The organism is Nitrosomonas communis (assembly GCF_024102715.1).
Classification (GTDB): domain Bacteria; phylum Pseudomonadota; class Gammaproteobacteria; order Burkholderiales; family Nitrosomonadaceae; genus Nitrosomonas; species Nitrosomonas communis_B.
Genome location: NZ_JAGFJM010000066.1, coordinates 1 through 14,066, shown reverse-complemented (window position 1 = coordinate 14,066; position 14,066 = coordinate 1). Strand labels below are relative to the sequence as shown.

The 14,066-nt window shown below is 49.6% G+C and carries 11 protein-coding genes; all 11 read right to left on the bottom strand.

Annotated features, from left to right (window positions below; genetic code table 11):
* Positions 1 to 821: 821 nt before the first annotated feature.
* Entirely contained in the window at positions 822 to 1,151 is a 330-nt protein-coding gene (locus tag J5I83_RS06405; protein WP_304054295.1) for a HigA family addiction module antitoxin, read from the bottom strand.
* A gap of 15 nt (positions 1,152 to 1,166) precedes the next feature.
* Positions 1,167 to 1,448 carry a type II toxin-antitoxin system RelE/ParE family toxin gene (locus J5I83_RS06400; RefSeq protein ID WP_304054294.1) on the bottom strand — a complete coding sequence of 94 codons (282 nt, stop codon included), beginning with the start codon at positions 1,446 to 1,448 and terminating at the stop codon, positions 1,167 to 1,169.
* Between the two features lie 274 nt (positions 1,449 to 1,722).
* Entirely contained in the window at positions 1,723 to 2,472 is a 750-nt protein-coding gene (locus J5I83_RS06395) for a SprT family zinc-dependent metalloprotease (protein WP_304054293.1), read from the bottom strand.
* Entirely contained in the window at positions 2,469 to 5,750 is a 3,282-nt protein-coding gene (locus J5I83_RS06390) for an HsdR family type I site-specific deoxyribonuclease (protein ID WP_304054292.1), read from the bottom strand. Before J5I83_RS06390 ends, J5I83_RS06395 begins: the two co-directional genes overlap by 4 nt.
* Before the next feature lie 10 nt (positions 5,751 to 5,760).
* Positions 5,761 to 6,420: a hypothetical protein gene (locus tag J5I83_RS06385; protein ID WP_304054291.1), complete on the bottom strand. Its 660-nt coding sequence runs from the start codon at positions 6,418 to 6,420 to the stop codon at positions 5,761 to 5,763.
* A complete protein-coding gene (locus tag J5I83_RS06380) occupies positions 6,407 to 7,777 on the bottom strand; it encodes an AAA family ATPase (RefSeq protein WP_304054290.1) in 1,371 nt (456 codons plus the stop codon). The genes J5I83_RS06385 and J5I83_RS06380 overlap by 14 nt, the downstream gene beginning before the upstream one ends.
* Positions 7,778 to 7,789: 12 nt before the next feature.
* Positions 7,790 to 8,992, bottom strand: a complete 1,203-nt coding sequence (locus tag J5I83_RS06375) for a restriction endonuclease subunit S (protein WP_304054288.1) — start codon at positions 8,990 to 8,992, stop codon at positions 7,790 to 7,792.
* Positions 8,979 to 9,959: a virulence RhuM family protein gene (locus J5I83_RS06370; protein WP_304054286.1), complete on the bottom strand. Its 981-nt coding sequence runs from the start codon at positions 9,957 to 9,959 to the stop codon at positions 8,979 to 8,981. The genes J5I83_RS06375 and J5I83_RS06370 overlap by 14 nt, the downstream gene beginning before the upstream one ends.
* A gap of 38 nt (positions 9,960 to 9,997) precedes the next feature.
* A complete protein-coding gene (locus J5I83_RS06365) occupies positions 9,998 to 11,551 on the bottom strand; it encodes a type I restriction-modification system subunit M (RefSeq protein ID WP_304054284.1) in 1,554 nt (517 codons plus the stop codon).
* Positions 11,552 to 11,595: 44 nt separating this feature from the next.
* A complete protein-coding gene (locus J5I83_RS06360) occupies positions 11,596 to 12,177 on the bottom strand; it encodes a restriction endonuclease subunit S (protein WP_304054281.1) in 582 nt (193 codons plus the stop codon).
* Positions 12,178 to 12,531: 354 nt separating this feature from the next.
* A partial coding sequence (locus J5I83_RS06355) for a thioesterase domain-containing protein (RefSeq protein WP_304054280.1) occupies positions 12,532 to 14,066 on the bottom strand: 1,535 nt, incomplete at its 5' end.

Genomic DNA, 14,066 nt, shown 5'->3' with positions numbered 1-14,066 from the left:
GCCACGCTCCATTGCTTAGGTCACTCGGATAACGCTTCCTACACTTTTTGTTGATTCATGATACCGCCTGTTTATAGAAAATTCCTTACATTAACGCTAGGATTCAGAATTTCCAAACAGTTTCTTAGGAAGGAACGCAAAGGCGCGTATTGGGAAGATCGTTATCACGCGACAGCCGTACAGTCGGATGACTACTTATCAAGGTGCATGGCATATATCGATCTTAACATGGTGAGAGCTGGTGTAGTTGATCATCCGAAAGAGTGGGCGCACGGAGGCTATGTAGAAATCCAAAGTCCACCAGAACGATATCGTACAGAAGTATCAAGTCTTGCAATGCAATATTCTCTTTTTGCATTTGTTGCAATGTAAGACTTGATACCCTGTATAAAACGACATCGAGAGAAAGCTCGAGCAATTAGCAATCTTTATCCACCAAGATTGCTTTGTATCGTCCTCGAAAAAGATGGCCACCATGTCCATGCCGGTAGCTCGTTACCTGGGTATAAACAACGCCATTGAGTTGCCACATGCTCTTTGACAAATAAATTGCCCTCAAGTGTTTCAATGATGAGATAATCATGGTTATCCATCAGACAATAGCCATGACACAGCCGGTTGTAATCAACGACAACCGTTCCAAGGATTTCTAAAAAGCTTAGCCGGTCATCATCATCTTCATAAATGTTTTGGCGGCGATTTCCACGCGATGTTGCGTGATAAAGCGCATTCGGAAATTCTCAACGAAGCGGTCTTGGCATAGTCTTCAGTATCAACATGTTCTTCTTGATTCGCGACCTCATTCCATTCTGCAGAGGCCGTCAAATTACTGGTGATTGTGATGCGGCATTTAGTGGGCGAATTCGTGCAACCTCGGATTTAATTGCCCGATTCGCTTCCCAAAGATCAACGTCACGCTGCGCATTCAGCCAGAACTCCGCAGAATTGCCAAACAACCGGCCAAGGCGAATAGCCATTTCGGGGCTAACCGCTCGCCGCTCGCGTAATAGCTCACTTATCGACTGGCGCGATACACCCAATGCCTCCGCTAAACCCGATGCGCTTAATTCGTAATCAGGCAGAAAATCTTCACGCAGCATCTCGCCAGGATGGATAGGCTTGCGTTTCATACCTGTATTGGTAATAGACATAAATTTCACCTCTCATTAATGGTAATCGCAGACTTCAACATCAAAAGCGTCGCCATCTTCAAACCGGAAACAGATGCGCCACTGATCATTAATAGCTATGGCATGTTGCCCTTCACGATCATCTGTGAGCTTATGCAGCTTGTTTCCTGGCGGCACTTTAAGATCATCAAGACAAGTCGCCAGATTGACGTACTCCAACTTCCTGGAAGCCCTTTGGTGAATTTCGGGCGGAAATTTCCTGGACTTTCCTGTTTCAAATAAGGATTTCGTATGCTTATCCGCGAAAGTCTTGATCATGCAGGCGATCGTAACGCGTCACGTGACAAAAGTCAATGAAGTGAAGGGGATGTGTTGGCTCTGGCTAAGCACTTGCCAACCCGGTTCGGGGAGAAGCGTATGCTTTGCCTGTAGTATTAGCGTTAAGGGTATGGCCGGCAGGAATCGTATGAATCGAGAGGTTCACGTACGGAGTCTATGAAGAGCTGGAGGTCAAACTCCTCCGGCTTACTCGGCCTTTTGCATTATTTCACCGTCAGCCTGAGGCCGAAAACTGCCATCTAAATCAACAACCTCAAACATCATTCAAATAAAAATAAGCCATGCCATCAAGCCGCCCTTTCACTTTTTCCCAATGCGGCATGACTTGTTTCATAAGCCGATAAAAATTCTCAGAATGATTATGTTCCGCGATGTGGCAAAGTTCATGCAGCAATACATAATCTATGCATTCTCTAGGCGCTTTTACCAAATGGGGATTGAGCGTTAATTGTCCTTTGGGCGAGCAGCTGCCCCATTGGGTTTGCATGGATAAGAGTCTTATCGGCGGTTTTTCTTTCACCCAAAGTGTTTGTAAAAGTATTTCATCCAGTCTGCGGTCGAACACTTCTCTGGCTTTTGCCTTGTACCAGTCAAACAGCAACGATCTGATTTTTTCGGGCTTAGAGACCCTGGTTTTGACTTCCAGCACCCCGCGCAGCATCTTGACTTCCGGTGCGGTTCGGAGGGCTTCTTGGATTTTCAACACATGTCTGCGCCCCAGGTAGAAATGGCTTTCGCCACTCACATAACGGCGTGGCAGAATGTCTTTTCGCTGTTCCTCAAAATAGCGTATCTGCCGGTGAATCCAGCGCACCCGTTTTTTGACCGCCTGGATGATTTCCTCAGCGGAAGCCAGTGGCGGCGCATGTACCACCACGCGGCAATCAGGGTGGACTTTGATGAGGACTTTCGGTGTATCGGTTGCGCGGGGTTCAATGGCAAAGTCAATTTCGATATCGCCATATTGAATCGAAGCTGTTTTTTGCCGTGCGGGATGAATCATGATTTGTTCAAACCCTCCCTTACCACCTGCACGATCCGTTCGATCATCGCTTTAGCCTGATTTATGCCAGAGCGGAGTTTTTTGCATTCAGCAAAAATCATCGGCAGGAGGTTTTTACGGATTTCCGCTTCAATGTTTTGCGGATTGATCGAATGTTCGGCAACGGCATTGGTGATGATCACATCGATCTTGAATGAAAGCTCCACCCAGCAATCCGACGTTGTTTCGTCAATCGTGGCAAGATTGTTGCCGATCATCATTTTCAACACGCCGTAATAAGCTTGTGCGTGTTTGTTGTCGGCGAATTTGTCCGACAGACCCTCGACTTCACGTTTTTCGACCTTTTCTTCAAATTCCCGAAACAGCATGTACTGCTTGAGTGGGTGATCGAATAACGCTTCGGCTTCTTCGATGATCTTCTTCAAGAGCCTGGAAAACACTTCCTGCGCGTACGGATCATCGCGCAGATTCTGCTCGATCATGCGCGTGATGCGGGTTTTAATGATATCGGTCTCGTTGCGGGTTTTCTCATCCGACCACTCCTTGGGATCAGCCGCCTTGCCCATTTTGTTGACTTCATAAACGCCTTCGGGCTCTCTGACCTCCACACCAACCACATGCTTATCCATCAGCTTTTTGATCTGTGCGGCATAGGCATCGTAATCGACCGATTCACCGGCATCGGTCTTGGCGAGCTGTCGTAGTGCCGTGAACTGCTTGACCGTTTCCTTGTAATGCCTGCGGTCATCTTCCGAAAAACTCTTGTCTTCATAGAAACTGACCGATTGCAGCGCAATCTTGAGGCAGTTGGTAAACGCGCTGAGCCGGTCGTAAAAATCCTCACGGATTTTCAGATTGACATCGATCATTTCGCCGTTGCGTTCCTGCATGCGCGGCACGATGACCTGGCGCAATTGCTCGATATCGCCTTTGTTTTTGACCTCCTTGAAGATCGCCCACAAATCCGCATACAGACGCGGCAGCTTTTTATATTCGGTGCTCATTTGCTGATAAAGCCCCTCGATATCGCCGATATCGAAACCGCCTTGCGTGCGGCTGGCCAAATCCTGGTATTTGGCGATGGTGGTATCGAGTTCCGCCAGAATGCCGCGATAATCGATCAGCAGACCGAATTGCTTTTGGGGGTGCAGGCGGTTGACGCGCGCGATAGCCTGAATCAGGCTGTGCTCCTTGAGCGGCTTGTCGATATAGAGCACGGCATTGCGGGGCTCATCAAAACCGGTCAGCAATTTATCGACCACAATCAGGATTTTGAGGTCATCATCGTTTGCAAAGCGCTCGACAATCTGTTTCGTGTAGTTCTTTTCATCCTGCGTGCCGACATGCTCCTTCCACCATTTCGTGATTTCAGGCATGCCGGACTCATCCACGTCCACATTGCCTTCGCGCGTGTCGGGCGGGGACATGACAACCGCCGATTCAAACAAACCCAGCTCATCCATGAACTGCTTGTATTTGATCGCCGATAACTTGCTGTCACAGGCAAGCTGCCCTTTCAGTCCTTCATCAATATTTTTGACGAAGTGATTGGCGATATCATAGGCAATCAGGCGGATACGGTCTTCGGATTGATAGAGATGGCCTTTCTTGGCGAATTTCTTCTTGAGGTCAGTTTTTTGCTCGTCAGTCAGTCCCTCGGTGATGCGCTCAAACCAACTGTCAATCGCGCGTTCATTGACATCCAGATCGGGAATGCGCTCTTCGTACAACAGCGGCGTGACGGTTTTGTCTTCCACGGCCCGCTGCATGGTATAGGCATGAATAATCGGGCCGAATTTGTTGGTGGTTTTATCGTCCTTGAGCAGCGGCGTGCCGGTAAAGGCGACAAAGGCTGCATTCGGCAAAGCCTGGCGCATGCGGATAGCGTTCTCACCGCCCTGCGAGCGGTGGCCTTCATCGACCAGCACGATCATGTCCGCACTCGGGTTGTGACATTCCGGCATTTTGGCGGCAATGGCAAATTTATTGATGATGGTGAAGATAATGCGCTCGGTGCCCGTCGCAATCTGTTCGGCCAGTCGCTTGCCGGAAGTGGCCATTGCGGCGGCCTTGTCTTTCTTGCTGGCCAGCTCTCCGCCGCTGCTGAATGTTTTGCTGAGCTGGCCTTCTAGATCAACCCGGTCGGTCACCACAACAATACGGCATTGCTTCAGAGAGTCATGCAGGATCAGAGCCTTGGACAAAAACACCATGGTGAAGGATTTGCCCGAGCCGGTAGTATGCCAGATCACCCCGCCCTGGCGCGCGCCTTGCTTGTCTTTGGTGCTGATGCGCTCAATCAGGCGCTTGATGCCGAAAACCTGCTGATAACGCGCGGCGACCTTGCCAACCTTTTTGTCAAACAACACGAAAAACCGCGTCATCTCCAGCAACCGGTCAGGAGAGAGCAGACTGATCAAAAGCCGGTCTTGCTCGGTGACGGCCAGTTCTCCGCCAGCAATCAGGTTTTCATGCCAAGCCTGATCTGCCCCGGGGCGATGCGCAAACAATGCCCCCTTGGCCGATTCATCCAGTATCTTGTTTTTAATCGCGTAGCATTCCGGCTCGCGGATATCTTCCTCACGCCAGCGTGCCCAGAACTTGAACGGCGTGCCTTGTGTGCCGTAACGCCCGTCCGCGCCGTTGATGGAAAACAGTAATTGTGCATAGGCAAACAAATGCGGAATTTCGTCATTACGCTGGTTGCGCAGATTCTGTGAAATGCCTTCGTCTATCGTCGGGCCTTTATGACCATGATTATCCGGGCGCTTGGCTTCAATCATGGCCAGCGGCAGGCCATTCACAAAACAAACAATATCCGGCCTGCGATGATCCACGCCACCGGTGCGCTGCACATTGTATTCCTCGGTAAACAGAAAGCTGTTATGGTCAGGATTGTCCCAGTCGATAATGTGCATCGTTGGATTGGTTCTCTTGCCATCGACAAATTCCTTCACCGAGATGCCGTAGAGCAAATGGTTATAGATTTTCTCATTGGCCACGCCCAGACCTTCATTCAGGGCCGGACTGCACAGCTCGGCAATGACGTTATCAATCGCCTGCTCTGAAAAGGTGCGTTCCTTCCCGCCATAGACATAGCGGCGTTTGCGCAGCTCACCGCGTAATACTTCGCGTAAGACCACCTCGCTGGTTTTGCCAGCCCGCGCCGACAGGGCTTGTTCCAGCGAAACAAAGCGCCAGCCAAGATTGTGCAGCAGCGTGAGCGCCGGAATCTTGGCGCTGTATTCTTCCTGGAATTTGGGGAGACGCTGGATCATTTGCAACTAATTATTTGTCCTGCTCGTAATTCACATAATCAGACAATAACCAATCTTTGAGAATATTTACCACGACAGGCGAGAAAGACTCCAGCTTTCCATTTATTGGGGTGCCGAGATCATCAATCAATATCTGAATCAGCGCATCGTCCTCGAGTCCGTCATTTGGGTTAACGCCATTTGTAAGTAACAAAACGCTGGATAATTGTTTGCGTTTTTCGATGAGCTTTTTGTTATTTTTTTCAGTATCACCAAGATTCAGTACTCGAATACTCTCTTCCGCTCTTTCAGTGAGTCCTTCGACTCGACCGCTGATTTTAAAGCGCAGTTCAGTTTCACATTCATCCATAAGTGGTGTAAGCGGTAAAGAACGTGAACCATGCGCGGCGTCGCACTGATTAGGCGTAGTACAGCTTGCAACGATATTGTTGAAGTCAAGGCTGCGATGGGGTGCAATCCTTCTAGCCTCGACATGCTCATTTTTCGTATCAGTACTTTGTCCACTGATTTGCTGGCAACAATACGCGCATAAATAAAACTGCTCCTCTGCACAGGCTTCACGAATACTCTGTCGTTCGACTTCAGACAAATCACTATAGCAACCTTCAGGATGGGCGCTCTTCCACCTCTTCAAACCAACAGGTTCCGCGCCTTTATTAATTTTTTTCAATGCGTAGCTCCTGTTTGCGCAGCAACAACTTAGCTTTGGTCAATTCAATATTGGATTCTGGCAATTCTTGCTCCAGACTTTCAAGAAGTTCTCTTGCTTTTGCTAACTTTCTGTCTTGAATCAGATCCAGCAGGTCACTGAATTTTTCCGCAATGCGCTGATTGCGGATATGCGTATCCATGACATCCAGAAGCACGCTGTTTGCATCCTGCCCATACTGTGAAGGTACTTGCACCAGTTCGCCATTTTCTAGGGAATACACCAGCACCTCCTTATAATCGCTGATCACTAATGGCGAGTGGGTAGTGAGTACAAACTGACAATTAGGGAAGGTCATTGTCAAGCGCTCGATTATGCTGCGTTGCCACGTTGGATGCAGGTGCATATCGACTTCATCAATCAGTACGACACCATTACCTTGCAAAGGATTTTCCAGAGAAGGATTCATCATCGATAAGCGGCGAGCGATATCGCCAACTAATGCCATCAATGATTTTTCACCTTGTGAAAGCTGAAGCACATTAAAGGTGTCGTTATCTTTATCAATAGACATATGTAGCCGCGGCTTACGACGAACCTTTAAATTGGTAAAGCCAGGCATAAAATTGCTGATTGCTGTGCGCACTGCTGTGAGCTGACGATCGCGTGAAGAAGCTTTAAGTTGTTGCAGCTTTTGCCAGATACTACTATTTTGATCCACAATTTCGAAAATCTTAGCGAGCATATCCTGTGGAATACCAGATTCATTTTCAGCATCTTCGCGTTCTCTAAACCATTCGAAGAAGCGGCGAAAATCTACCCCCTGGTTTAATGAATTGTCATACCCGTCCAATTGTAAGAAATTATGTTTTTCTCTGATTTTCAGAGGAATATCTAGAACTACGCGTTCAACAGGATAAAAAGCAATAAGTGGTAAACTGCACTGATCATTATTAGTGAGCGCAATGCGGTAATCATTTGCCAATCTGGATGCATCATTGAGCCGACTCGCATATTCTGCTTTTTTTCCTCTTCTGGCTTTCGATAAGGTCCACCGGTATAAAAATTCGTTCTTGTCTATATTTGGATTTACCGCCTGTCCGTGCTCATCCATTACTGTAATTTCAATCGCTGCCGAGGATGAACCCTTAAAGATAACTTCTTCCGGGATTGAATTGCCGTTGCCTTTTTCACTGCGCAGCCGTGAGATAAACCAACTGAGCGAAGTTGCAAGCGATTTAAGAATTGAGGTTTTACCCGCACCGTTATTCCCAACCAATACCGTAACATTGGAGCTCACATCAGGGGTAGGTGCTAAAGAGACTTCTAACGACCTGAATCGCCCAATATTATGTAGTTTAAATTGTTTAATTTGCATAGTTTTATCCTTTTAGCTAACGTTAGAAATCTTAACGCGACGTTTGCCGGTGAGGAGTTGTTGCATCAGCGCCTTCTTTTCTTGCTGGAGGCAACCCAGTTTTTGTTCGAGGATTTCGATTTCTTCATCGGCAGCGGAAAGGACAGAAGCGATTTTTTGTTGCTCCTGAATAAGAGGAATTTCTATATGAATACTTTTAATATCACTGCTATTAACAGATTCAAATGTACTGCCCTGTGAAAGGCTTTCCCACATTGGTTCATAATGTAAAAGCCACTGATATATGAAATCTTGAGATATGTTGGATTTTGCCCGTATAGCTGCGATGCCTCGACCAATACAAGCATGGTGAATTGATCGAGAAATGTCACCAACAGGCGCTCGTACACTCAGAAGAATATCACCTATAAGGCATTCCCTGGTTATTTGTGACGTATAAATTCTTGGCGATGACAATCTTTTCTTAATATCGGCATTGCCCTGCAATAGGGGTAATCCGTCATTATTATCATTATAGGCTTCCGACTTTGGAGAAGAACCCATTATCACGTCAGCAATTCGTGAAAGAATGGTTCGTTCCCATCCCCCGCTAAAACCGGGAAGGCGTTTTTTGCTGGCGAGCAGTTGTTGCATCAGGGCTTTTTTCTGCTGCTGGCTGTTGGCGGGCAGTTGTTCGGTGGTGGTGATCGCCTTATCCCAGGTGGAGAGGATTTGGGCGATTTTCTCTTCTTCATTTCTTGAGGAGGCAACCATCAGGGGTAACTCTGACAAAATAGCAGTGTTCATATTAGGCATAGTTTGCCCAACTGCATTTTGCTCCAGCCAACGCTTAACAGCATTTTTTTGTAGAAAATAAGAGAGGAATTTTGATGAGTGCGCTTTATTGGGAGTTGCTTTCAAACATCCTGTTCCACAAAGAGAGCCTGCGGATAAATTATCAATTAACGCAAATCTAGCAACGTCACCTCGCCGACTAAAAAGCAAGTCTCCTTCTTGTAATTTATGCTTCGACAATTCAGAAGCTTTTTCTACAGGTATTTTTGCAGCTGTAACTATATTGGCTTGGCAATCGATTAAATCTTTAGGCATTAATACAGGAACGCCATCGTCAGTGTATTCGTTAGCGTGTAATTGACTGCCAAAAGGCCCAGTTTGCAGTGCACCTGAACATACTTCTCCAAGTGAAGTTAATCGCCACCCCTTAGGAACGCTCATCTTGAGTTCCTTTCTTCCGGCTTTCAATGTCTTTGGCCATTTTTTCCAACACTTCGATATCTTCTTCATCAGCGGCAACGGCTTCAGCTTCCTTACGCTTGGCATCGAATGCTTCATAGCGGTCAGCGGCCAGCTTCTGCGCCACTTCCATTTGCACTTTTCCGGCATGAGTCAGTAGATCGCGCTCGTTAAATTCAAGGAAAGCATCCAGCTTATCCGCCCATTGTGCCATGGTCACGGGTTTGCGCCGTTTGGCCTGATCTTCCGCATAATCCAGATACATGGTGACAATGCGGTTTAATTCTTCCACTTCATCTTTATTCAGGTAGTTTTTGGCAACGCCGACATCGCTTTTTCGGACGATAACGCCTTTCCATGACATCGCGCCCATATTGGGCTTGTCCGGATCGCTGCGCCCTTCGATGAGCTCCGCCGCCGTGTGTCCGGTAACGGCCCAGAGCATTTTGTTTTGCACTTTTTTGAAAAAAAGCTGCGCCTGATCCGATGATTTATCGTAGTCTATGGCCGTGGTGTAGATATCTTTGATTTTTTGATAAAACCGTTTCTCCGAGGTGCGAATATCACGGATACGGGCAAGCCATTCATCAAAATAGTCCCATTGTTCAGCTTGCTTCAGGCGTTTGTCGTCCATGGCGAAGCCTTTGACAAGGTATTCTTTCAGGACAGTATTGGCCCATTTACGGAATTGCACGCCGCGCGGAGAACGCACGCGGTAGCCGACAGCTAAAATCAGTTCAAGATTATAATGTAAGACATTGTAATCTTTGCCATCTGCGGCAGTTTGTCGGAATTTCCGACAAACTGAATCCTCAATCAATTCGCTGTCCGAGAAGATATTCTGAATATGCTCGGCAATCGTAGACCGGCCCTTATCAAAAAGCGCTGCGATATCATCTTGCGTTAGCCAAACCGTGCCATCGACAGCCGTCAAATTGACTTCGGCCAATCCGTCATCGGTTTGATATAAAATTAACTCACCGGAACTCATTCCGCGTACCCCAATTCTTTCAAATAACCGTCCATTTGTTCTTCCAGTGCGGCCAGTTGTTTTTTGAGTTCCAGCCTTTCCTTGCGCACTGCTATGAGGTCGATTTCTTTCTCTTCTTCAAAGGTATCGACATAGCGCGGGATGTTGAGGTTGTAATCATTTTCCTGAATCTCTTCGAGGCTGGCCAGATAGGCGTACTTATCGATACTTTCGCGGGCACGGTAAGTCGCCACGATTTTAGCGATATTGTCGTCGGTCAGCAGGTTCTGGTTTTTCCCGGCTTTGAATTCGCGGCTGGCGTCGATAAAGAGGACACCTTGCCCCTCACCCCTGCCCTTTCCCGGCGGGAGAGGGAGGCGGTCTTTGCGAAAGATGAGAATGGCGGCGGGAATGCCGGTACCGTAAAACAGCTTTTCCGGCAGGCCGATCACGCAATCGAGCAGATTTTCTTCGATCAGTTGTTGGCGGATTTTACCTTCAGCGCTGCCGCGAAACAGCACGCCGTGCGGTACCACCACACCCATGCGCCCGGTTTTGGGCTTGAGCGTTTCGATCATGTGCAGGATGAAGGCATAGTCGCCTTTGGTTTTCGGTGGAATGCCGCGGCGAAAGCGCCCGAACGGGTCATGCTCGGCCTCATCATGCCCCCATTTGTCCAGGCTGAACGGTGGATTGGCGGTGACGATATCGAAATGCAGCAGCCCGCCGTTTTTGTCGAGCAGTTTCGGGTTGCGGATGGTGTCGCCCCATTCGATTTTGTGGTTGTCTTCGCCATGCAGGAACATGTTCATCTTGGCGAGCGACCAGGTGGAGCCGATCGCTTCCTGACCATACAGGGCGTACTGGCGGCTTCCATGGTTGGTGACGATCTTGCGCCCACACTTCATCAACAGCGAGCCGGAACCGCAAGCCGGATCGCAGATGCTGTCACCCGGTTGCGGGTCGAGCAGCTCGGCGATCAAGTCACTCACCTCGGGCGGCGTATAGAATTCACCCGCTTTCTGGCCACCGCTGGCGGCGAAGTTTTTGATCAGGTATTCGTAGGCGCTGCCGATCACGTCCAGGCTGCCGACACGGCTGGGCTTGAGGTTCAGTTCCGGCTTGGCGAAATCTTCCAGCAGGTGACGCAGAATGGTGTTCTTCTGCTTTTCCTCGCCAAGTTTGTCGGTGTTGAAGGAGATGTCCTGGAACACGCTTTTACCGGCGTCTTTCAGCTTGGTGCCATTGGCTTCTTCGATGGCGTGCAGTGCCTGGTCGACGCGCTCGCCATTGCCGGGCTCGAAGCGGCGCTCAAACAGAGCGTAGAAACTGGCCTCGCGCGGCAGCACAAAGCGCTCGTTTTTCATCATCTCATCGATCAGCTCCGGCTCGTCGCCGTACGCTTTCTGGTAACCCTCGTAGTGATCCTGCCAGACATCGGAGATGTACTTCAAAAACAGCATGGTGAGGATGAAGTCTTTATAGGTATCGGCGCTGATGGTGCCGCGGAAGGTATCGCAGGCGGCCCATAATGCTTTGTTGATGCTGTCCTGGTTGATTTTGTCGTTCATCGGCGGAGTTTCCTTGTTGTTCTCTAGTTCTGTGCGGGTTTCGGCTATCTGTTCGCCAGCAGGCCGCTGGCAATGGTATCAAGCAAATGTTCATGATTGCGCAGCAGTTGTGCCATGATTTGTCGCTCCTGTCTGATTGCATAGGCCAGATTGATGATGGCCTGCTGTTTGGTGAGCGGTGGCACGGCGATTGGCGCATCCTCCAGCACGCTGCGACGGATACTTTTGGTGAAAGTACCCTCGGCATTTTGCTCGAAATAACGTTGGCAAGGGCTTTGGTTCAAAAACCAGGCCAGATATGGCGGCAGCACCGCTTTGCGTTTGATGCTCACCACAAAGAAATGTGGAGCTGCCACTGCCTGCATGCTGGTTTGAAAAAGACTTTCATCAACCAACACGGCATAGTTGTGGCTGCCACGTGCTGCGACCAGGATATCGCCTGGTTGCAACCAGCCGGGTGCACGCTTGCCGGTCAATCTGGTTGTCAAGCAATTTGCCCAGCGAATCCCTTGCTGTGGTGACACATCCTTCATTTGCACCGCAACGATGTCCGAGCCAGTCACTTCGGGTATTCTGCCGCGAAACGGATAACCGGCGTTGATGGTTGCGATTTGCTTGAGTTTCACGGCAAAATAATTTCAAGGTCGATGATGCAGAAATTGTGTGTGATACTCACACCTATGTCAAGCTAAATTTCGCTTCATCGCCTTTGATGCAATACGATCAGGCACATGAATTGAAACACTTACAACCCTCTTTTTGCTGGAACATGCGAATCCACGATCGTGCCGGTCGTCTCACTTGCAGATCGCGGCAGCCAGGCGTCAACGAAATAAAGGAGGTTGCGGTAGTTTCGAACGCGCCCTTTTTGCGATTCTGGCTATCACCGCACGGAATGGCTGTTATTCAAATCTGTCGCCGCAACCCCCAGCAACAGCGGCAGGATCATGCCTTGCGCATGTTTTGCCTTGGCAGCCAAGTCAGCCCCAAATCGTGCAATCGATACGCCGTTCAGATAGTTGGCTTGCCATCACCACATCATGCGATATCTGTGAAAGCTGTGACCGGATTTCCGCCAACAATGAGTCGGCTCGCAAAATATCATAATGATCAGCGTCGACTTCAATCGCGTGAATTTCGGCAGGATTGAGTTGCTGTCCGAGCATCAGGCGCTCATCATGCTCGCGGGTCGCCGCCCACCAGCAAATCGCCTGCGTTTGCAACGGCTTCAGCGCGGAGGTTTGCAGCGAGAGTGCTTTCAAGTGACGGGCCACCATAAAGGTGTGCGCCAGCTCTTCCACTCCCATAGCGGCGTAGTCTGGAGCGGCTGTATCTTGCCCTGATTGCCCATGCTGCTTATTCAGCGCGCATGCCTTTTCCAGTAATGCCATCACTTGTGCGTTCGATTCTGTCAGCAAGGTCTGCCCGAACACGGTCGCATGCAAGGATGGGTCAAACTCGACGCCGGGCAGCACGGCAGCAATAAACGCCATGAAATCCTGTCGCCAGTTATCTCGCACTGACTCAGATGATTCGATTCCTGGCACATAGGAATCAATCAGGCCAAGAAAAGCAACCGTTTGTTGTTGCGCTTCCAAGATAGCGGTCATCAGAGCAGCTAATGCGCCACCCAGCGACCAGCCGAGCAAATGGTACGGCCCCTGCGGCTGGATAGATCGAATCATGCGGCAATAATCCTCAGCCATTTGCTGCAAGGAGATGTCGCAATGGGCGCTGTCAGCCAGCATCCGGCACGGAATGCCATACACCGTACGCACGCCCTGTAGTTGCCGCGCAAGCGGCTGGTAATCGAACACCGTACCCATGCCAGCATGGATACAGAACAAGGGTTCGGCCCCCTCGTTTCCAGAGAACTGGTTGAGCGCCAACAGTCCATTGGGCTTGGATAGTTTATCCAGCCCAAGCAGATCGGCGATCGTCGGGCGTTGCACTAAATCGCGCAGCTTGAAATCCAGTTTTGCGTCGGTCAGATTGCGCACACGGGCCATCACCTTGAGGCTCGACAATGAATCGCCCCCCAATGCAAAGAAATTATCGGTTTCACCGATACGCTCCACGCCCAGCACTTCCTGCCAGACACGCGCCAGCAATTGGGCTTCGGCTGTCGAGGGCGCGCGATAGGTATCGATTGATGGCATCCCCGGCTCAGGTAAACGCTTTCGATCCACCTTGCCATTCGCATTCAAGGGAAGATTGTCCAGCACCACGATCGCCGAAGGTAGCATGTAATCAGGCAAGCTCTGCGCAAGCGCTTCCCGCAATGCATGGGTGGTCACTGCATGATCTGCCTGCAGCGAGACATACGCCACCAGCCGGGTGCCGCTCGTCCCTGCCTTGGCCACGACCACCGCTTCCCGCACGGCCGACTGCTGCAGCAGTTGCGTTTCGATTTCACCTAATTCAATACGGAAACCCCGGATCTTGACTTGGTGATCCACCCGTCCCAGGTATTCGATCTGCCCATCCTCCCGCCATCTGACCAGGTCACCGGTGC

Bases quoted from the DNA above. Each gene is read 5' to 3' on its own strand.
- J5I83_RS06405 (WP_304054295.1), bottom strand. From the start codon at position 1,151: ATGTCTATTACCAATACAGGTATGAAACGCAAGCCTATCCATCCTGGC.
- J5I83_RS06400 (WP_304054294.1), bottom strand. From the start codon at position 1,448: ATGATCAAGACTTTCGCGGATAAGCATACGAAATCCTTATTTGAAACA.
- J5I83_RS06395 (WP_304054293.1), bottom strand. From the start codon at position 2,472: ATGATTCATCCCGCACGGCAAAAAACAGCTTCGATTCAATATGGCGAT.
- J5I83_RS06390 (WP_304054292.1), bottom strand. From the start codon at position 5,750: ATGATCCAGCGTCTCCCCAAATTCCAGGAAGAATACAGCGCCAAGATT.
- J5I83_RS06380 (WP_304054290.1), bottom strand. From the start codon at position 7,777: ATGCAAATTAAACAATTTAAACTACATAATATTGGGCGATTCAGGTCG.
- J5I83_RS06375 (WP_304054288.1), bottom strand. From the start codon at position 8,992: ATGAGCGTTCCTAAGGGGTGGCGATTAACTTCACTTGGAGAAGTATGT.
- J5I83_RS06365 (WP_304054284.1), bottom strand. From the start codon at position 11,551: ATGAACGACAAAATCAACCAGGACAGCATCAACAAAGCATTATGGGCC.